Origin of the sequence: Inquilinus limosus (genome assembly GCF_002195995.1) — a bacterium.
Lineage (GTDB): Bacteria > Pseudomonadota > Alphaproteobacteria > DSM-16000 > Inquilinaceae > Inquilinus > Inquilinus limosus_C.
In genome coordinates this window covers 1-19,965 of sequence record NZ_NHON01000026.1, presented here as the reverse complement: position 1 = coordinate 19,965, position 19,965 = coordinate 1, and the positions used below count along the sequence as shown (strand labels likewise).

Sequence of the window (19,965 nt, the reverse complement as noted above, 5' to 3'; positions counted from 1 at the left end):
AGCTGACCACCATGAGCCCGGCGGACGACACGCCGCGGCTCACCCGCACCATCGCCATCGCCAACCAGAAGGGCGGCGTCGGCAAGACCACCACGGCGATCAACCTCGCCACGGCGCTGGCCGCCGTGCGCAAGCGCGTGCTGGTGATCGACCTCGACCCGCAGGGCAACGCCTCGACCGGCTTCGGCCTGCCGCGGGCCAAGCGCGGCGTCGGCTCCTACGACCTGCTGTTCGGCACCACCAACGTCGCCGAATCGGCGGTCGCCACCGAGGTGCCGGGGCTGGACCTGATCCCCGCCTCGGTCGACCTGGCCGGTGCCGAGGTGCAGCTGGTCGAGGCGGTGCGGCGCGAATACCGGTTGCGCAGCGCGTTGCGGCCCCATGCCGACGGCTATGACTACATCCTGATCGACTGCCCGCCCTCGCTCGGCCTCCTCACCCTCAACGCGCTGACCGCGGCCGATGCCGTGCTGGTGCCGCTGCAATGCGAGTTCTATGCGCTGGAGGGCCTCAGCCACCTGATGCGGACGATCGAGCGCGTCCGCAAGGCCTTCAACCCGGCGCTCGAGATGCAGGGGATCGTGCTGACCATGTATGACCGGCGCAACAACCTCTCCGACATGGTGGCGAGCGATGTGCGGCAGCATCTCGGGGCCAAGGTGTATGAGACGGTGATCCCGCGGAATGTCCGCGTCTCCGAGGCGCCGTCGCATGGCAAGCCGGTCCTGGTCTACGACCTCGCCTCCACCGGCGCCCAGGCCTATGTCCATCTCGCCTCCGAGATGCTGAAGCGCGAAGAGCAGAGGAGCGCCGCATGAGCGCGGCCGAGAGCAGCCATCGCCGCCGCCCCAGCCTGGGCCGCGGCCTCGACGCCCTGTTCGGCGAGGCCGAGGAGGCCGACATCGCCGCCGCCAGCGAAGGCGGCGAGCCGCGGGCGCCGCGCAGCCTGCCGATCGAGTTCCTGAGCCCCGGCCCGTTCCAGCCGCGGCGGAAGTTCGACGAGGGCGAAATGGACCGGCTGGTCGAGTCGATCCGCACCCAGGGCGTGCTGCAGCCGATCCTGGTGCGGCCGGTCGAGGGCAAGGCCGACCGCTACCACATCATCGCCGGCGAGCGGCGCTGGCGGGCGGCGCAGAAGGCCAAGCTGCACGAGGTGCCGGTGGTGGTCCGGCCGATGTCGGACCGCGACGCGCTGCAGATCGCGATCATCGAGAACGTGCAGCGCCAGGACTTGACGGCGCTGGAGGAGGCCGAGGGCTATCAGCGCCTTTTGGCCGAGTTCTCGCTGACCCAGGAGGATGTGGCCCAGGCGGTGGGCAAGAGCCGCAGCCACATCGCCAACACGCTGCGCCTGCTCGACCTGCCGGACACGGTGCTGGCCCAGCTGCAGGAGGGCCTGCTGACGGCCGGCCACGCTCGCGCCCTGCTGGGCTGCCCGGACCCGGAGGCGGCGGCGAGGATCGTGATATCCCGCGGTCTGAACGTCCGCCAGACCGAGCAGCTGGCCCGCGAGGTGCGCGAGACCCCCGCCCCGTCCCGCCCGTCGGCGCGCGACCCGAACATCGTGGCGATGGAGCAGGACATCGAGACCCGGCTGGGCTTCAAGGTGAAGATCGACACCCGCGACAACACCAGCGGCACGATCCACATCCAGTACAGCAATCTCGACCAGTTCAGCGCCCTGCTGATGCGCCTGCGCGGCACGAAGGAGAAGTGGTAGGGCGCTGCAGGGTCGCCGCCCCCTTCCGCGTCATTGCGAGGAGCGAAGCGACGAAGCAATCCAGGGGCCGGTCCGCATTGGCCCCTGGATTGCTTCGCTGCGCTCGCAATGACGGTTGAAGTGTAATGAGCAGGTTGGGTTCGCATCGCGAAGCCAACGTTCTTTCGAGGCATCGAAATGTTGGGCTCGCCAAACGGCGAACCCAACCTAAACTACTGAAATCGTTCAGTTTTTCCGCGCCACGGCCCGCGCGATGCGCAGCAGGGTGGCGGCGCAGACGGTCTCCGGCGGGCGGCCGGTGCGCTTGCATTCGGCCTCGGCCTCGATCAGGCGGCGCAGCGCCTCGCCGATCTGGCCCTGGTTCCAGCGGCGCACCTGGCCGCGGATCGCCCCCTTGGCCTTGAAGAACACCGGCGGGCGCAGCGCCGCCATGGCCGCGTCCGGCGCGTCGCCGCCGTCGATCATCACCGCCAGCTGGTGCAGCCGCAGGAAATGGCGCTGCACCGCGCGCAGGATGCCAATTGCCTCGCCGCCCTCCGACAGCAGCCGGTTCAGCGCCCGGTCGAGGGTCGGCAGGTCGCCGTCGGCCACCGCCATGGCCAGGTCGTCCAGCGAGCGTTCGGTGGCGTCGCCGATGCAGGCGCGCACGGCCTCGAGGTCGACGCGGCCCCCCTCCCCCACATAGGAAATCAGCTTCTCGACCTCGCGCCGGGCGATCTGGCGGTCGCCCACCAGCGACGCCGCCAGCAGCTGCTCGGCCTCGCCATCGGCCGAGACCTTAGCCTCTCCCAGCAGGCGATGGATGAAGCGGCCGATCGCCTCCTCATCCGGCATGTAGCAGGCGATGGCGGCGGCACCGTCCGCGGCTTCGGCGAGCTTGCGCAGGGCCGAGCGCGGCGTCAGCTCGTCCGCCTCCAGCACCACCAGCGTGTCGGTCTCGCCGCCCTTCAGCACGGCCTCCAGCGCCCCCGCCACCGCATCGGTCGCATCCCGCACCCGCACCAGGCGGCGGCCGCCGATCAGCGACAGGGCGAAGACCTCGTCGACCAGCCGGGACGGGTCGCGGCCGATCTCGGCCGAGGCCAGCTCGGCGACCCGGAAAGGGTCGGTCGGCGGGTCGATCACGCCGCGGGCCAGCGCGTCGGCATGGTCGCGCACGGCACCGGAATCCGGGCCGTACAGCAGCACCGCGCGGATGCCGGGATCGGGCCGCCGGACGAAGCTGTCGATCCGGTTCGGCGGCAGCTTCACGGATGCCGGTCGAAATAGAGCGCGAGGCGGGTGCGGATGTCCTCGCTCAGCGACTTCAGCGCCCGCTCGCGGGCGTCGCGCTCGCCGACCAGGGTCGTGTACTGGTCGGCCAGGATGTTGAAGCTGGTGATCTCGCTGGCCGAATCGGAGAAGACCGGCTGGCCGGTCTTGCGGTCGGTGAGCACGAAGCTGGCCGCCATCGTCAGGTTCTTGCGGGTCGTCGTCAGGTCGCTGATCAGGTTGACGTCCTGCTGCGATTCGGCGAGCGACACGGTCAGGTCATAGGCCGGCTGGTCCGGCCGGCCCTGCGGGTTGAGCATGCGGATCAGCTCGGTGCGCATGATCTGGCCCGACCGGTCGGCGATGACGCCGACATTGATCTGCCCCAGCCGGTCGGACATGGCCGTGCCGACGGAGTTGGTGCCGTAGAGCGGCCGCAGCCCGCAGGCCCCGAGCGCGAGGATCAGCAGCAGCGGCGCTGCGCGGAGACCCCAGGTCTTAACCCACGACATTGACGATCCTGTTCGGGACGACGATGACCTTGCGCACGGTGCGGCCCTCCAGCGCGCGGGCGACATTGGCGTCTGCCAGCGCGGCCTCGCGCGCGGTCGCCTCGTCGACGTCGCGCGGCAGCACGATGGTGGCGCGCAGCTTGCCGTTGACCTGGACCGCGACCTTGGCGGTGTCCTCGACCAGCAGCGCCGGGTCGGCCTCCGGCCAGGGCGCGTCGGCCAGCAGGCCGTCATGGCCCAGATGCTGCCACAGCGCCTCGCCGATATGCGGCACCATCGGGCCGATCAGCCGGACCACGCCGTCGAAGGCCTCGCGCAGGGCCCAGGCCTCGCCCTGCCCCGTGCCCCCAGACTCTCCGGCGATCTTCGCGACCAGGTTGGTCAGCTCGCGGATGCGGGCCACGGCCTTGTTGAAGTGGAACGTCTCCAGGTCGTCGCCGACGCCGGCGATGGTCTTGTGCAGCGCCCGGCGCAGCCCCTCGGCCGCGGGGCTGAAGCCGTTCGGCGGCGGCGATCCGGCCGCGGGCAGCGCCACCGGGGCCTCGGTGACCAGGCGCCACAGCTGCTGCAGATAGCGCCAGGCGCCCTCGATGCCGGCCTCGGTCCACTCCATGTCGCGGTCCGGCGGGCTGTCGGACAGGACGAACAGCCGTGCGGCATCGGCACCATAGGTGTCGATGATCGCCTGCGGGTCGACCGTGTTGCGCTTGGACTTCGACATCTTCTCGATGCGGCCGGCGGTGATCGCCGCGCCGTCGGACAGCCTGGTCCAGGCGCCCTGGTCGTCGCGGTTGACCTCGGTCGGGTACAGCCAGGCGCCGTGGGCGTCGCGATAGGTCTGGTGCGTGACCATCCCCTGGGTGAACAGCCCGGCGAAGGGCTCGTCGATCCCCAGATAGCCGCAGCGCTTCAGGGCGCGGACGAAGAAGCGGGAGTACAGCAGGTGCAGCACCGCATGCTCGATGCCGCCGACATACTGGTCCACCGGCAGCCAGCGGTCGACCGCGGCGCGGTCGAAGGCCTGGGCGCTGCGCGGCGAGCAGAAGCGCGCGAAGTACCAGGAGGATTCGAAGAAGGTGTCGAAGGTGTCGGTCTCGCGCCGGGCCGCGCCGCCGCAGGTCGGGCAGGCGACGTGCTTCCAGGTCGGGTGCCGGTCCAGCGGGTTGCCCGGCTGGTCGAAGGTCACATCCTCCGGCAGGGTCACCGGCAGCTGGTCCTCCGGCACCGGGACGATGCCGCAGGCCTCGCAATGGATGATCGGGATCGGGCAGCCCCAGTAGCGCTGGCGCGAGACGCCCCAGTCGCGCAGCCGGTAGCGCACCGTCCCCTCCCCGGCCCCGCCTTGCTGCAGGGCGGCGATGGCGATGTCCTTGGCCTCGGCGACAGACACGGGGCTGGCCGGCGTCAGCGGGCCGATATCGTAGGCGAAGGCGCCGTCGGCATTGACCATCGCCTCGGCCATGGCGGTGCCGTCCGGCCGGGCCTCGCCGGCCGGCCACAGCACCGGGATGATCGGCAGGCCGTAGGCGCGGGCGAAGTCGAAATCGCGCTGGTCATGCGCCGGGCAGCCGAAGATGGCGCCGGTGCCGTATTCCATCAGCACGAAATTGGCGACATAGACCGGGACGGTGCGGTTCGGGTCCAGCGGGTGCACGGCGCGCAGCCCGGTGTCGATGCCGCGCTTCTCCTGCGTCTCGATCGCGGCCTCGCTGGTGCCGCTGCGGCGGCATTCGGCGACGAACTCGGCCACCGCCGGGCTGGCGCGGCCGATCTCGTCGGCCAGCGGGTGGTCGGGCGAGACGGCGCAGAAGCTGGCGCCGAACAGCGTGTCCGGCCGGGTGGTGAAGATCTCCAGCCCGTCCTCACGCCCCTGTAGCGCAAAGGTGACGCGGGCGCCGACCGACCGGCCGATCCAGTTCTCCTGCATCAGCCGCACGCGCTCGGGCCAGCGCTCCAGCGTCGGCAGCGCCGCCAGCAGGTCGTCGGCATATTCGGTGATGCGCAGGAACCACTGGTTCAGGCGGCGCCGCTCGACCGGCGCGCCGGAGCGCCAGCCGCGGCCGTCGATCACCTGCTCATTGGCCAGGACGGTGTTCTCGACCGGGTCCCAGTTGACCCAGGATTCCTTGCGGTAGGCCAGGCCGGCCGCCAGGAAGTCCAGGAACATCTTCTGCTCGTGCCGGTAGTAGTCCGGATGGCAGGTCGCGATCTCGCGGCTCCAGTCCAGCGACAGCCCCATGGACTGCAGCTGGCCGCGCATCGCCGCGATGTTCTCATAGGTCCAGGCCGCCGGATGGGCGCCGCGCTCGATCGCGGCGTTCTCCGCCGGCAGGCCGAAGGCGTCCCAGCCCATCGGGTGCAGCACGTCGAAGCCCATGGCCCGGCGGTGCCGCGCCACCACATCGCCCAGCGTGTAGTTGCGGACATGGCCCATATGGATGCGCCCCGACGGGTAGGGGAACATCTCCAGCACGTAGTATTTCGGCCGGTCGCCCAGCGTCTCGAGCCGGAAGGTGCCGCGCTCCCGCCACACGTCCTGCCAATGGGCTTCGGTCTCTCGGTGGTTGTAGCGGGACATCTCGATGCTCTGTGCGGAAAGCCTGGCCGGACGTCCCGGAGGGGGCGCCCTGCAAACACGAATCTCTGCGGCGTCGCCCCGGGGCGAAGCCGTCCCAGGCATTTACAAGGAAAGGGCGCCGGGGATCAATCCCGCGGCGCCCGGATGACAGCGGACCTGGCCGGCAGGGCCCGGATCACTGGGCGGTCGACTGCTCCAGCCCGGTGATGCGCAGCTGCCGCGCCTTGGTCAGGATGGTGTCCTCGAGCGCGGTGCCCATGGTGGCCGGCGGCGGGGAATCGGACCACCCGCCCCGGCCCTGCACCTGGCGGAACACGCTGACCTTGATGCCGTCGGAGCGCAGCTCGCGGCCCAGGATGTAGACGTTCAGCTTGTAGCGGGCCGTCGGCTCCCGCGGGTCGGTGTACCAGTCGGTGACGATGGTGCCGCCGAACGGGTCGGCGCTGGTGATCGGCATGAAGGACACGGTGTCCAGGCTGGCGCGCCACAGATAGGCGTTGACGCCGAGGACCGCGCCCTCGCCGAGGTCCTTCTTCTGCTCGGAGCCGGCACCGAAGCTGAGGCCGCCCGGGCCGAAGATGCTCTGGTTCTGCCCCGGGGTGCGCTCGCGCGAGGGACCCAGCTCGGGGGTCGGGGTGACCTTGACGCCGTCGTCGGAGCAGGCGGCTACGGTGAAGACGACCGTCAGCAGGGCGAGCAGCGATCTCAGCGACATTCGGCGCAGCCATAAAGGAAAAGGGGAGCGGCATCATAGCCGCTCCCCCTTCAAAGGCTAGCTTTTTGTCGGTTCGATCAGAACGAGACCGAGACGCCCGTCTGGAAGACGGCCTGCTCCCAGGAATTGTCGTCCTGCTGGACGAAGCCGCCGACTTCCTGCTTGCGGAAGTTCTGAATCTCGTAAACCACTTCGGCGTAGGTGTTCAGACCCGGCGCCACGGTGTAGTTCACGGTCGCGACCGCGACATGATTGTCCTTCAGGTCGAAGCGGCTGTCGCCGCCCGTGCCGGACAGGTCGTTGTTCTTGGCGGCCCAGGTGTAGGCGTAGCCGAGGCCGAGGTTTACGCCATTGCCCAGGCTGTAGCCGAGGCCAAGGCCGATGGTGTCGAAGTTCTTGTCGGTCTGGCCGACGCCGAAGCCGCTCGGCGTGCCGACCCAGACAAGGCTGGCGACGATGCCGCCGAAGCCGACCTGGCCGCCGGCGCTGTAGGTCTCGAGGTCGTAGTGGCCATCGATGCCGTTGGCGTAGCTGGCGGTACCGCGGACCTTGACGCTGGTGCCGTCGAACTCGCCCTCATAGCCGATGCCGCCGCTGATGGCGTTCTCGAAGACCTGGCCGCCGTTGAACAGGTCGTCCCGGCCGGTCGGGCCGTTGCTGCGGCTCTTGACGTCGGAGATCACCGGGGTGAAGCCGACCGCGAAGATGAAGCCGCCGATGCTCGGCGAGGAGTACTTGATGCTGGTGCTCTTATCCAGGCCCGAATGGTAGGTCGGGTCGAGCGAGAAGAAGTCACCACCGCCGTAGCGGTAGTTGCCGTCCAGGTTGTCGCCGTAGCCGCCCTGGGCGTTCAGCATGTCGTCGGGCGCGAAGAAATAGCCGAAGTCACCGGCCACCTGCGGCGAGTCGCCGAGAGTCAGGATGCCGAATTCGGGAGTCTTCACATAGATGTACTGGCGGTCGACCGTGACGTTGTCGCGACGGTTGACGTTGTTCATACGGATGCGGGCGCCGTATTCCAGGCCGCTGTCGGTCACGTTCTTGATGTCGAACTGCAGACGGCCGTTCGAGTTGAAATCATACTCGCGGTCGCGCTCGTCATCGGTCGAGCCGATCACCAGGCCGGCTTCCCAGGCGACAAAGCCCGTGATGTTGATGCTCAGACCGGACGTCACCGGCTTCTCATCCGCGAACGCCGGCATCGCCACCAGAGCGGCGGCGGCCAGCGCCGTCCCACCCAGCAGAATCTTCTTCATTCCTAAACCTCCTAACGCGGCCGAGCGGCCGGATGTCCCCTAGAAGTCCCCTCGAAGACGACACCACCAGCCAGGGTGCGAATGGCGCCGATCTGCAGGTTATACGGGGCAGCCATGCCGCCCGACAATGTGCAAGTTGCACAGAAGTCACAAAAGCTCGGACATGTGCCGCAATTGCAACAGGCGGCCGAGGGGCGCAGGGCGGGGTCCCAGGGCGGGGCCGGCGGTGCCGCCGAAAGCTGGGCAAATCAGGGGGGCAGACGTCCGGCGCCGGGGCGGCGCCTCGGCCGCCCGCCATGCTGCGCTGCGGCAGAACGGCGCAAGCGGGCGTTGCAATCCCGCATCGGCGTGCCGGATTGTCGCACTATGACGGCCATCACACCCCCCGGGTCTTTTCGATCCGGCCCGGCGGCGGACCGGACCGGCCATCCAAGGCGGCGGCCGGCGGCTCTCCCGCGGGCATTGAAACCGGCATCGTCATGCCGGATTCTGGCGCCATGACGACACTCGCCGAATCCATCGCCTCGCTCCGCTCGCGGATCGCCGCCGCCGCCCGCGACGCCGGCCGCGACCCCGCCGCGGTCACGCTCGTCGCCGTCTCCAAGGTCCAGCCGGAGGAGCGGGTTGAGGCCGCGCTGGCCGCCGGCCAGCGGGTGTTCGGCGAGAACCGGGTGCAGGAGGCGCAGGGCCGCTGGGGCGAGCGCCGCGCGGCCTGGCCGGAGCTGCAGCTGCGGCTGATCGGGCCGCTGCAGACCAACAAGGCGAAGGACGCGGTGCGGCTGTTCGACGTGATCGAGACGGTGGACCGCCCGAAGCTGGCGCGCAGCCTGGCGGAGGCGATGGCGGCGACGGGGCGGCGGCCCGACTGCCTGATCCAGGTCAACACCGGGGAGGAGCCGCAGAAGGCCGGCGTGACGCCGCGCGAGACCGAGGCCCTCTACCGGCTCTGCGCCGAGGAATGCGGCCTGCCGGTCCGCGGCCTGATGTGCATCCCGCCGGTGGAGGAGCCGCCGGCGCTGCATTTCGCGCTGCTGGCCGACCTGGCCGGCCGGCTCGGCCTGCCGGTGCTCAGCATGGGCATGAGCGACGATTTCGAGACCGCGGTGCGCTACGGCGCCACCCATGTCCGGGTCGGCACCGCGCTGTTCGGCACGCGGGTGGCTCCCCAGCCTACGGTTGCATGACCACCAGCGCGTCGCCGGGCGCGGCGGCGGCCAGCAGCTCCAGCATGTCGGCTCGGGTGAGGGCGACGCAGCCTTCGGTCGGGCCCCAGTCCGGCCGCGCCAGATGGACGAAGACGGCGCTGCCGAGGCCGGGCACCGGCGGGTCGTCATTGTGGCCGATCACGATCACCAGGTCGTACAGGGCGTCGTCCCGCCACATCCGCTCGTGCCGCGCGGGGTGGGGCAGGCGGACCGGGCGGTTGTAGGCCGCCGGGTCGGCGGGATCGTCGCCCCAGCCATCCTCGGGCGCGATCGCCGCGCAGGGCAGGGCGGTCGCCGGGGCCGGGCCGTGGTCGGGCCGGTACAGGGCCCGGCGCAGCGGGAACCGTCCGGCCGGCGTCGCCCCGTCGCCCTCGCGCTTGTCCGGCCGCACGCCGCCCTTGCCCAGGGCGCAGCGCCGCCGCCCGGCGCCCCAGTCGATCCAGCCCTCGGGCGAGACCACAATCTCCACCGCTTCGCCTCCTCTCGGTCGCCTTCTCCGGCGGCCGTGCTAGATTGCCCGTCCATGGCCATCGCACCCGACACCGACGCCAGGAAACGGCTTCTTCTCGCCTGCGGCAACAGCGCGCTGCGCGCCCTGCTGGGCGAGCAGTTCGCGGCGTCGGCGGATTTCGCCGCCATCACGGTGTCCGGGGCGGCTGCGGCGGAGGCGGCGGTCGCGGCCGCCGGCGGCGACTTCGCGGCGGCGATCATCGACGATGCGATCCTGGACGAGGCCATCCTGGACGAGGCAGGCGAGGGGCCGGCGCCCGAGACGCTGTGCGGCCGGCTGCGCGGGTCGGGCCTGGACGGGCCGATCCTGGCGATCGGCGACCGGGCCGAGCGCTTCGCCGATGCCGATGCCACGCTGCGGCCGCCGATCCGGATCGGCGTGCTGCTCACCAGCCTGCGCGCCGCCCTGGCACGGCGCGGCCAGGCCCGGCCGGAGCCCGATCTCGGCCCCTTCCGCTTCGACCCCACCGGCCTCCGCCTGATCCATGCCGCCGACGGGCGGGAGATCCGGCTGACCGCCAAGGAGGCCGCGATCCTGCGCCATCTGCGCCGGCAGGACGGCGAGACCGTGTCCCGCGATGCCCTGCTCGACGCCGTCTGGGGCTACGCCTCGGGAGTCGCGACCCACACGGTGGAGACCCATATCTATCGTCTGCGGCGCAAGATCGAGGCCGACCCCGCGCGGCCGGCGCTGCTGCTGACCGTCCCCGGCGGCTATGCCCTGGGCGGGCAGGCGCCGGGCCAGGAGAAAGGACGATGACTTCGGCGGTGCTTCCTGTGATGGATGACACAGACGCGGGGCGCTGGCCGTGGTTCACCATCAATATGTCGAAAAAACCTTTTTTCTCGACTCATGCGACTCGGTGCGCGACAGTCACCTCCGCCGGCGTCCTCGGACGTGACGGATGGTTTCCCGCGCGCCGAGAGTCAGACTGACGCGCCGATGGCGAAGACGAGCGACCTTATGCTCCGGTTCTGGGGTGTTCGCGGCAGCATCGCCTGCCCGGCCTCCTGCAACATGCGCTACGGCGGCAACACCAGCTGCATCGAGATCCGGCGCGGAGACGACCTCATCATCATCGACGGCGGCACGGGGCTGCGCGACCTCGGCCACCGGCTGATGGAGGAGGGGCGGCCCGATGTGGACGTGTTCTTCACCCACACCCATTGGGACCATGTCTGCGGCGTGCCGTTCTTCAAGCCGGCCTACGCCAAGGGCCGCAAGGTGCGTTTCTGGGCCGGCCACCTGAAACCGCAGAACAAATCGATCTACACGGTGTTGTGCGAGACGATGATGGCGCCGCTGTTCCCGGTGCCGATCGGCGTCTTCCAGGACTGCGAGTATCACGATTTCGACTGCGGCACCCCGATGGAGCCCTTCCCGGGCATCAAGCTCAACACCTGCTGGCTCAACCACCCGAACCTCGCCTGCGGCTACCGCATCGATGTCGGGGGCAAGAGCATCTGCATCATCACCGACACCGAGCACCGGCCGGAGGGGGTGGACCAGGTCATCGCCGATTTCGTTCGCGGCGCCGACATCATGGTGTATGACGCCATGTTCACGGATGAGGAGTATCCGAGATTTGTCGGCTGGGGCCACTCGACCTGGCAGGAGGCACTCAAGCTCGCGGATGCGGCTGATGTCGGCCGGGTCGTGCTGTTCCACCACGATCCCAATCACGATGACGCGTTCCTGGACCGGATCGCGGATGCCGCGGACCGCCGGCGTCCCGGGACGCTGGTCGCGCACGAAGGCATGACGTTGCACCCTTGAGTTCCCACAGCACTCCCCCCGATCTCGGCCGCCGCCTGCGACGCTGGCGCCTGGGCCTCGCCACCCTGTTCGGCCGCCAGCCGAAGGGCTTCTTCATCCCCTGCAGCTATGCCGACGAGGTGCCGGACGAGCTGGCGCCCTATGCCGGGCACGAGGCGTTGTTCCGCGCCTCCGAGCCGGTGTTCCAGGCCGTGCTCGACGTCATCGAAGGCTATCGCGACGGCCTGCTGGCGATCGGCGCGACCGAGCGCGACTCGCCGCCGCCGCAGCCGCGCTGGGACCAGGGCTGGTTCGCTCGGCTCGACGCCGCCGCGGCCTACGCCATGGTGCGGGCGCGCCAGCCGGCGCGGATCGTCGAGGTCGGCTCCGGCCATTCCACCCGCTTCATGATCCGCGCGGCGGTCGACGGCGACCTGGCGCTGGAGTTCACCGCCATCGACCCGGCGCCGCGGGCGGCGATCTCCGAGCTCGGCATCACGCACCTTGAGCAAACGGTTCAAGAGGCGGGGACCGAACCGTATCGCGACCTGGCCGAAGGCGACATCCTGTTCATCGATTCGAGCCACATCGCCATGCCCGGCACGGATGTGGACTTCCTGGTGAACCAGGTGCTGCCCTGCCTGCCGCCGGGCGTGCTGGTGCACATCCACGACATCTGCCTGCCCGACCCCTATCCCGCGGAATGGGGCTGGCGCGGCTACAACGAGCAGCAGGTGGTGGCGCCGCTCCTGACCGCCGGCGGCTTCAAGCCGGTCTTCGCCAGCCACTACGCGGCGACGCGGATGGCCGAGGCGGTGTCGCGCACCGTGATCGGCCAGCTGCCGCTGCGCGACGGCACGCCCGAGACCAGCCTGTGGCTGGAGAAGGCGTCCCAGCCGCTGGCGTATCTGTAGGCACTTCCCTTTCTTCCGTCATTGCGAGCGCAGCGAAGCAATCCAGGGGCCAGTGCGAACCGGCCCCTGGATTGCTTCGTCGGCTTCGCCTCCTCGCAATGACGAGGAGCGGCGTGCCTACCGATAAGGGTCCGCGGCGTCGCGCAGGCCGTCGCCGAAGAACTGGAAGGCCAGAACCACGATGATCACCGGCAGCACCGGGATCAGCAGCCAGGGGTAGAGCGCCACCACGTTGATGTTCTGCGCCTCGTTCAGCAGCACGCCCCAGCTGGTGACCGGGGGCCTGAGGCCGAGATTGAGGAAGCTGAGCGCGGTCTCGCCCAGGATCATCCCCGGGATGGTCAGGGTGGCCGAGGCGATCAGGTGGCTCATGAAGCTCGGCAGCAGATGGCGGAAGATGATCCGCCGCGGCCGGGCACCCATCAGCTGGGCGGCGACGCAGAAATCCTCCTCGCGCAGGGCCAAGAGCTTCGACCGCACCGACCGCGCCAGGCCGGTCCATTCCACCAGGCCGAGGATGATGGTGATGCCCAGGAACACCAGGATCGGGCTCCAGGTCACCGGCAGCGACGCCGACAGTGCCATCCACAGCGGCAATTGCGGGAAGCTCTGGATCACCTCGATCAGCCGGTTGACGACATTGTCGACCCAGCCGCCGTAATAGCCGGCGAGGCCGCCGATGGTGATGCCCAGGATGAAGCTGACGGTGATGCCGAGCAGGCCGACGGTCAGCGAGATCCGGGCGCCGTAGAGGATGCGGCTGAGCATGTCGCGGCCCAGCCGGTCGGTGCCGAGCAGGAAGAAGGTGCCGCCCTGGGGCGGGCAGACGACGTGGAAATCGGCCTGGAACAGGCCCCAGAACTTGTAGGAATCGCCACGGCAGAAGAAGCGCAGCCTCTGCGGCTGTGACCGGTCCTCGGTGTAGACCCGCCGCATCGACTCCATGTCGAGCGAGTACTGGTAGCCATAGACATAGGGCCCGACGAAGCTGCCCTCATGGAAGAACCGCACCTGCTGCGGCGGCGCGTAGATGTGGCCGGTGTGGCGGCTGTCCAGCCCGTAGGGCGCCAGCACCTCGCTGACCAGGATCGAGAGATAGGCCAGCAGCAGGACCAGGCCGGACAGCGCGGCCAGGCGGTGGCGCTTCAGTTTCCACCACATGATCCGCCACTGCGAGGCCAGGAAGTACCGCTCCTGCTGCGCCGTCAGCGGCGCCTCGAGATACGGGTCCCAGGCGGCCGGGTTGACGTAGTGCTGGGGCTCGCGGGGGACGTCGCTCACTTCACGGCCCCTCCGGTCAGGCGGATGCGGGGGTCGAGCGCGGCCAGCGCCAGGTCCGAGACCAGCGTGCCGATCACCGTCAGCACCGCCATCCACAGCACGAAGGAGCCGGCGAGATACATGTCCTGGCTCTGCAGCGCCGACAGCAGCAGCGGGCCGGCGGTCGGCAGGCTCAGCACCACCGAGACGATGGTGGCGCCGGAGATCAGGTGCGGCAGGATGTTGCCGATATCGGCGATGAACGGGTTCAGCGCCATGCGCAGCGGGTATTTCAGCAGCGCCCGGCGCCGCTTCATGCCCTTGGCCAGGGCGGTGACGTAGTACTGCTTCTGCAGCTCGTCCAGCAGGTTGGCGCGCAGCCGCCGGATCATCGCCGCGGTGCCGGAGGTGCCGATCACGATCACCGGCACCCAGAGATGCTCGAGCACCGAGACGAACTTGGCCCAGCTCATCGGCTGGTCCATGAATTTCGGGTCCATCAGCCCGCCGATGGAGATGCCGAACCACTGGTTGGCCAGGTACAGCAGCACCAGGGCCAGCAGGAAATTCGGCGTCGCCAGGCCGAGGAAGCCGAGGAAGGTCAGGCCGTAATCGCCGATGCTGTACTGGTGGGTCGCTGAATAGATGCCGATCGGGAACGACACCACCCAGATGAAGATCGTGGTGGCGATGGTCAGCAGGATGGTCAGGAACATGCGGTCGCCGACCACCGCGGTCACCGGCAGGCTGTACTCGAACGACCAGCCGAAATCACCTTGCAGGCAGTTGCCCAGCCAGGACAGGTATTGCTGCAGGAACGGCTGGTCCAGCCCGTAGGTCTCGCGCATGAACTGCAGCTGGTTCGGGTCCATCGACTGGCCGCGGCTGCGCAGCTCGTTGACCATCGTGGTCAGGTAGTCGCCGGGCGGCGCCTGGATGATGGCGAAGCTGATGAAGCTGATCGCGAGCAGGGTCGGGATCATCACCAGGATGCGCCGGGCGATGTAGCTCAGCATGGCCGGACCCGCCTTGTCGTCGTTCTCAACCCCGTCATTGCGAGCGCAGCGAAGCAATCCAGGGCCAGTGCGCACCGGCCCCTGGATTGCTTCGTCGGCTTCGCCTCCTCGCAATGACGGCGGGGCACGGTCATTCCGAGCCGGGCGCTCATGGGTCCACCCAGAAGGTGTCGGGCCGGTAGATGCCGAAATGCGCGCCGGGATCCCAGGACAGGATCGCCTTCTCCGGCACGTTGTGCAGCCTGTTCTTGACCACGATCGGGGCCAGCACGCCCTGGACGGTGCCGATCGAGGTGACCTGGTCGGACTGGATCCTGATCATCTCGCGGGTGATGGCGTCGCGGCGGTCGTCGTCGGTGGTGCTGCGCCATTCGTCGTACAGCGCCAGCAGCTGCAGGGCGAAGGGCTCGTCCGCTTTCTCGCCGGCGGTGCCCTTGGTCTGCAGGTACTGGCCCCATTTCGGATATTGCAGCCAGTTCTGGTCGACCGGCGCCAACTCCGCCGGCGCAGTGGTCGGGGTGATCAGCGCGTTGTCGATGCCGGTCCACACCGACATCACCGTCTCGCCGGAGAAGACGCGCTGCAGGAACACGTCGCGCTGCGACTGGGTGGTGTAGAGCGCGACGCCGATCTTGGCCCAGCTGTCCCGGATCAGCTGCAGGATGTCGGTCTCCAGCGTGCGCTCGCCGGTGCTCTCGATCACGATCTCCATGCGGCGGCCGTTCGGCATCAGGCGGATGCCGTCGCTGTCGCGGTTGCCCAGCCCGGCCTCGTCCAGCAGGGCGTTGGCCTTGTCCAGGTCGAACTGCGTCCACTCCGCCGCCTCGGCCGGGTCGTAATAGGGCGATTCCGGCAGCACCGTGTTCTGGCTCGGCCGGGCCAGGCCGAAGAACACCACCTGGTTGATCTCGTCGCGGTTGATCGCCAGCGACAGGGCCCGGCGCACCCGCACGTCGCGGTTCAGGGCGCGCCAGTCCTTGTCGTTGCAGTTCATGTTCGGGTACAGCGCCACCTCCGAGCCGAGCGCGGTCGGCCACAGCCGGACCTTGTAGCCGCCCGCCTGCTGGCCGGCCTTGAGGAAGCTGATGTTGTCGAAGCGCAGCCCGCGCTGCTGCAGGTCGGCGTCGCCGGCGCCGGCCTTGGCCGGGATCAGCGAGGGCTCGACGACGTTGACGATTACCCGGTCGAGATAGGGCAGCTGCCGGCCCTGGCTGTCGATGCGGTGGTAGTAGGGGTTGCGCACGAAGACGAAGCGGTCGGCCGGCGCCCTGGTGGTGTTGACCCAGGGCTCCAGCACCGGCAGGTCGGGATTGGCCGAATCGATCAGCTTGCTGCGCAGGTTGTAGAGCGCCACCCAGTTGCGCATCCCGGCCTGCCGCACCAGCGCCTCCAGCGCCTTCGGGTCGGCGTATTTCTTGTGGAACTGCTTCAGGTAATGCGCCGGCGCGTAGATGTAGAGCGGCGCGGCCCCGGCCAGGGAGGTCAGGAACTCCGGGTTCGGCTTGGACCAGGAGTAGCGCACCGTCAGCGCGTCCGGGTACTCGACCTTCGGCTTCTCGCCGTCGACCAGCATCCGCGTGTCGGGGCCGTAGGGCTCCAGCTCCTTGTTCAGCTCGACATCCTCCCAGGAGAAGCGGAAATCGTCGCTGGTGAAGGGCTGGCCGTCCGACCATCTGTGGCCCGGTCGCAGATGCAGGGTGAACACCTTCTCGTCCTGCACCTCGTAGGACAGCAGGATGTCCGGATGCAGCTTGAAGTCGGTGCCGTAGCCGACCAGCCGGGCATAGCTGTAGGTGTTCATCACCCGCAGGTCGCGGGCCCGCGCGACCATCCAGCTGATCTCGCCGCCCTGCCTGCCCGGCTCCTTCTTCTCCGCCGCCATGTCGACGACCCAGGGCGCCTGCGGGATGCGCTGCGCCACCGGCGGCAGCTTGCCGGCGGCGACGTCCTGGGCATACATCGGCGTCTCGACCAGGGGCGGCAGGCCCTCTGCCGGGACGGGGGTGGCCAGCGCCGGGGCGGCCGCCAGCAGCAGGGCGATCAGGCCGAGCCAGCGGATCATGATGCCAGCTCCAGCGCCGGCGCCTCGGTGGCGCGGACGAAATGGCCCTTGTCGACCTCGACCAGCCGGCCGGGCGTGTCCGGGCCCAGGGTGAAGGGCGCCGGCCAGGCCGCGGGGTCGGAGGCGCGGCCGCCCAGCAGCGCCGCGAAATCCAGGCGGCGCGACGGGTCCGGCGCCGGCACGGCGGCCAGCAGCGCCCTTGTGTAGGGATGCACCGGCCGGGCGAACAGCAGGGCGCGCGGCGCCAGCTCGACGATCCGGCCGCGGCACATCACCATGATCCGGTCGGCGATGTAGTCGACCACCGCCAGGTTGTGGCTGATGAACAGGTAGGTCAGGCCCAGCCGCGCCTTCAGGTCCTTCAGCAGGTTCAGGATCTGCGCCTGGATCGAGACGTCGAGCGCCGAGACCGGCTCGTCGCAGATGATCAGGTCGGGGCGCAGCGCCAGGGCGCGGGCGATGCCGATGCGCTGCCGCTGGCCGCCGGAGAAGCTGTGCGGATAGCGCTGCAGGTGGCGGATGTCGAGGCCGACCAGCCCCATCAGCTCCTTGGCGATGGCCTTGCGCTCGGCGGCGCTGCCGATGCCGTGGATGGTCAGCGGCTCGGTCAGGATGTCGAACACCGTCATCCGTGGGTTCAGCGAGCTGAACGGGTCCTGGAAGATGAACTGCATGCGCGGGCGGAAGGCCTTCAGGTCCTCGCCTTCCAGCCCCAGGATATCGACCGGCTTGCCGTGGTCGTTGAAGCGGATGCTGCCGGCGTCCGGGCTCAGCGCCCGCATCAGGATCTTCGACAGGGTGGTCTTGCCGCAGCCGGATTCGCCGACCAGCCCCAGGCACTCGCCGCGGCGGATGGCGAAGGAGACGTCGTCGACCGCCTTGATCCGCTCCTCCTGCGCGCCGCCGAACAGGCCGCTGTTGCGGATGGCGAAGGTCTTCGAGACGCTTTCGACCTTGAGCAGCGGGCCGGCCGCCTCCGCCGCCTCGGTCCAGGCCTTCTTGCCGGTGCCCATCATGTGGCCGTCGGCCTGCCGGATCTCGCGGATCGGCATCAGCCGCTCATGCCCCATGTCGAAGCGCGGCACGGCCCGCAGCAGCGCCTTCAGATAGGGATGGCCGGGATCGGTGAAGATCGGCCCGATCGGGCCGGATTCCATCACCTCGCCGCGATACATCACCACCACCTCGTCGGCGATGTTGGCGACGATGCCGAGGTCGTGGGTGATGATCATGATCGCCATCTGCAGCTCGGCCTGCAGGTCCAGCATCAGCTTCAGGATCTGGGCCTGGATGGTGACGTCGAGCGCGGTGGTCGGCTCGTCGGCGATCAGCAAGGCGGGGCGGCAGACCAGCGCCATCGCGATCATGGCGCGCTGGCGCAGGCCCCCCGACAGCTCGAACGGGTAGGTCTTCAGCGCCCGGGCCGGGTTGGGGAAGCCGACCAGGCGCAGCATCTCCCGCGCCAGGTCGCGCGCCTCGGCCGGCCCCACCGGCCGGTGCAGCCGCACCGCCTCGACGATCTGGTTGCCGACCGTGTGCAACGGCGACAGCGAGGTCATCGGCTCCTGGAAGATCATCGAGATCCGGCCGCCGCGGATGTCGCGGTAGTCGGGGCTCTCCTGCGGCAGCTTGGCCAGGTCGACGACCGTCCCTGGCGTCTCCGGGTCGCTGAACAGGATCCTGCCGCCCGTGACCCGGCCGTTGCTGGGCAGGATGCCCAGCACCGCCTGCGCCAGCACCGACTTGCCGGAGCCGCTCTCGCCGACCACGGCGACGGTCTTGCCGGCCGGCACCCGCAGCGACACGCCGCGCACCGCCTCCAGCGTGCCGCCGGGCACGGCGAAGCCGATGCGCAGATCGTGCAGACGGAGGATATCGCTCACCGCGGCGGGCCCCTCATTCCTCGGGCCCGTCGGACGCGGGCCGATCGGCCGGAGGGCGCACGCCCCAGCGCTCGGCCAGCCCGCCCTGGGGGGCGATGACGCCCAGCGACATCAGGTTCGCCTGGCTCGAATCGTCGATCGTCAGGGCCTTGGCCAGCGCGGCGTCATGCGCCTGCGACACGATCTCGTCGAAGCCGCTGATGGTCGATTCGATCTTCAGCCGCCGGCCGCCGCCGCGCAGGTCCAGCTGCATCCAGCCGCGCTGGCGGTCGCGCCGGACCGAGAAATAGCGCAGCCGGAAGCCGGTCAAGTCTCGCCAGGCGATGCGGACGCCGAGGGGCCCGTGGGCAACGACGCCCTGGCCGTCGACCTCGATCACGCTGCGGTGCCGCAGCCAGGTGCGCAGCAGGAAGGCCAGGAACACGAGGGCCGCGGCGCCGAAGGCGATGGCGACGATCCAGTGCATCGGCAGCAGGATCAGCGGCAGCGCGGTCAGCGCCAGCCCGGCCGCGCCGCGGGCATAGTCGCCCCCCAGCTCGGCCATGCCATAGCGGTGGGCGGTCATGGCCGGGCTCCGAACAGGGTATCGGCCTCCGGCCAGGCCGTCGCCGGATGCCGGGTCAGGGTCGAAAGCAGGCCGTCGAGAAAGATCCATCCTTCGTCGTCATGCGCCAAATGGTGGGTGAGGAGGCCGGTCGGCTCCTCCGGATCGGCGGCGCCGGCGCGGCGATCGGCCAGGTGGCGCAGGACCGGCGCCAGCGTGTGGTCGACGCCGGCGAAGCCGCGGGTGCCGCGCCAGTCGATCGGGTCGGCATGGGTGTTGACCTGCGCCGGGCCGGGCCCGGCATCGCGCGCGCCGAAGCCGGAGAGGACGTCCAGGCCGGCCTCGCCCAGGCGGGCGCGCACCCCAGGGCCGATGCGGTTCCAGGGCGGCGCCAGCACCGGGCGGAAGCGGCCGCCGAACAGCGCCTGCAGCCGCTCGCGGCCGGCGGTCAGCTCGGCCAGGACGGTCTCCGCCGGGCGATGGTCGCCCAGCTCGGCCTTTTTCTCGCCGGCAGGCGCGTGCGAGCGATGAGCCCAGCCGTGCTGGATCACCGTGGCCGTCGTTCCGGCCAGCCGGTCGGCCAGCGCCGGCTCGGCCCCGGCGGGGATGACGGCCAGCGCGACCCAGCGGCCATGGCGCGCGGCCAGGGCCAGCAGCCGGTCCAGCGCCGGGGTCGGCGCCACCGCGTCGTCGTCGCGCCACCAGAAGGTCGCGCGGCGGCCGGACGCGGCCCACCGGTCCAGCTCGACCCGCAGCTCGGTCCAGGAATCGGGCAGGGGCGGG

18 protein-coding genes are annotated in these 19,965 nt (G+C 69.9%); 6 read left to right on the top strand and 12 right to left on the bottom strand.

The genetic code is table 11. From position 1 onward, the window contains the following. Window positions 1-11: 11 nt before the first annotated feature. A complete protein-coding gene (locus tag BWR60_RS15315; protein WP_088151891.1) occupies window positions 12-818 on the top strand; it encodes a ParA family protein in 807 nt (268 codons plus the stop codon). Then, complete coding sequence (locus BWR60_RS15310; RefSeq protein WP_088151890.1) at window positions 815-1,720, top strand: ParB/RepB/Spo0J family partition protein; 906 nt, start codon at window positions 815-817, stop codon at window positions 1,718-1,720. The genes BWR60_RS15315 and BWR60_RS15310 overlap by 4 nt, the downstream gene beginning before the upstream one ends. Window positions 1,721-1,945: 225 nt before the next feature. On the opposite strand, the gene holA is transcribed toward BWR60_RS15310, so the two are convergent. The 5 genes from holA to BWR60_RS15285 form a co-directional block, all read right to left on the bottom strand. Further along, on the bottom strand, window positions 1,946-2,971 hold the full coding sequence (gene holA, locus BWR60_RS15305) for a DNA polymerase III subunit delta (RefSeq protein WP_088151889.1): 1,026 nt from the start codon (window positions 2,969-2,971) through the stop codon (window positions 1,946-1,948). Further along, entirely contained in the window at window positions 2,968-3,483 is a 516-nt protein-coding gene (lptE, locus tag BWR60_RS15300; protein WP_179221783.1) for an LPS assembly lipoprotein LptE, read from the bottom strand. Before lptE ends, holA begins: the two co-directional genes overlap by 4 nt. Continuing rightward, the gene (gene leuS, locus BWR60_RS15295; protein WP_088151887.1) at window positions 3,470-6,061 is read right to left on the bottom strand and encodes a leucine--tRNA ligase; all 2,592 of its coding nucleotides are present in this window, start codon (window positions 6,059-6,061) and stop codon (window positions 3,470-3,472) included. Before leuS ends, lptE begins: the two co-directional genes overlap by 14 nt. A 175-nt stretch (window positions 6,062-6,236) precedes the next feature. After that, a complete protein-coding gene (locus tag BWR60_RS15290; RefSeq protein WP_088151886.1) occupies window positions 6,237-6,776 on the bottom strand; it encodes a DUF3576 domain-containing protein in 540 nt (179 codons plus the stop codon). A gap of 77 nt (window positions 6,777-6,853) precedes the next feature. Beyond that, a complete protein-coding gene (locus BWR60_RS15285; protein WP_088151885.1) occupies window positions 6,854-8,032 on the bottom strand; it encodes a porin in 1,179 nt (392 codons plus the stop codon). Between the two features lie 497 nt (window positions 8,033-8,529). Between BWR60_RS15285 and BWR60_RS15280 the strand changes: the two genes are divergently transcribed. Beyond that, complete coding sequence (locus BWR60_RS15280) at window positions 8,530-9,216, top strand: YggS family pyridoxal phosphate-dependent enzyme (protein ID WP_218823511.1); 687 nt, start codon at window positions 8,530-8,532, stop codon at window positions 9,214-9,216. Here BWR60_RS15280 and BWR60_RS15275 read toward each other — a convergent pair. After that, window positions 9,203-9,706: a L,D-transpeptidase family protein gene (locus tag BWR60_RS15275; RefSeq protein WP_088151883.1), complete on the bottom strand. Its 504-nt coding sequence runs from the start codon at window positions 9,704-9,706 to the stop codon at window positions 9,203-9,205. The genes BWR60_RS15280 and BWR60_RS15275 overlap by 14 nt on opposite strands. Before the next feature lie 54 nt (window positions 9,707-9,760). On the opposite strand from BWR60_RS15275, the gene BWR60_RS15270 reads away from it, so the two are divergent. From BWR60_RS15270 to BWR60_RS15260, 3 genes are all read left to right on the top strand, one after another. Beyond that, window positions 9,761-10,507: a response regulator transcription factor gene (locus BWR60_RS15270; RefSeq protein WP_088151882.1), complete on the top strand. Its 747-nt coding sequence runs from the start codon at window positions 9,761-9,763 to the stop codon at window positions 10,505-10,507. Between the two features lie 204 nt (window positions 10,508-10,711). Next, entirely contained in the window at window positions 10,712-11,524 is an 813-nt protein-coding gene (locus tag BWR60_RS15265; protein WP_230983065.1) for an MBL fold metallo-hydrolase, read from the top strand. Continuing rightward, window positions 11,521-12,417, top strand: a complete 897-nt coding sequence (locus BWR60_RS15260) for a class I SAM-dependent methyltransferase (protein WP_088151881.1) — start codon at window positions 11,521-11,523, stop codon at window positions 12,415-12,417. Before BWR60_RS15265 ends, BWR60_RS15260 begins: the two co-directional genes overlap by 4 nt. Window positions 12,418-12,534: 117 nt before the next feature. Here the strand turns inward: BWR60_RS15260 and BWR60_RS15255 are convergent, their stop codons facing one another. From BWR60_RS15255 to BWR60_RS15230, 6 genes are all read right to left on the bottom strand, one after another. Next, complete coding sequence (locus BWR60_RS15255) at window positions 12,535-13,698, bottom strand: ABC transporter permease (RefSeq protein WP_088151880.1); 1,164 nt, start codon at window positions 13,696-13,698, stop codon at window positions 12,535-12,537. Next, entirely contained in the window at window positions 13,695-14,693 is a 999-nt protein-coding gene (locus BWR60_RS15250) for an ABC transporter permease (RefSeq protein WP_088151879.1), read from the bottom strand. The genes BWR60_RS15255 and BWR60_RS15250 overlap by 4 nt, the downstream gene beginning before the upstream one ends. Before the next feature lie 148 nt (window positions 14,694-14,841). After that, entirely contained in the window at window positions 14,842-16,755 is a 1,914-nt protein-coding gene (locus BWR60_RS15245; protein ID WP_088151878.1) for an ABC transporter substrate-binding protein, read from the bottom strand. Further along, a complete protein-coding gene (locus BWR60_RS15240; RefSeq protein ID WP_088151877.1) occupies window positions 16,752-18,638 on the bottom strand; it encodes an ABC transporter ATP-binding protein in 1,887 nt (628 codons plus the stop codon). Before BWR60_RS15240 ends, BWR60_RS15245 begins: the two co-directional genes overlap by 4 nt. A gap of 13 nt (window positions 18,639-18,651) precedes the next feature. Continuing rightward, complete coding sequence (locus BWR60_RS15235; RefSeq protein WP_088151876.1) at window positions 18,652-19,203, bottom strand: hypothetical protein; 552 nt, start codon at window positions 19,201-19,203, stop codon at window positions 18,652-18,654. Beyond that, a partial coding sequence (locus BWR60_RS15230) for a polysaccharide deacetylase family protein (RefSeq protein WP_343216405.1) occupies window positions 19,200-19,965 on the bottom strand: 766 nt, incomplete at its 5' end. The genes BWR60_RS15235 and BWR60_RS15230, both read right to left, overlap by 4 nt.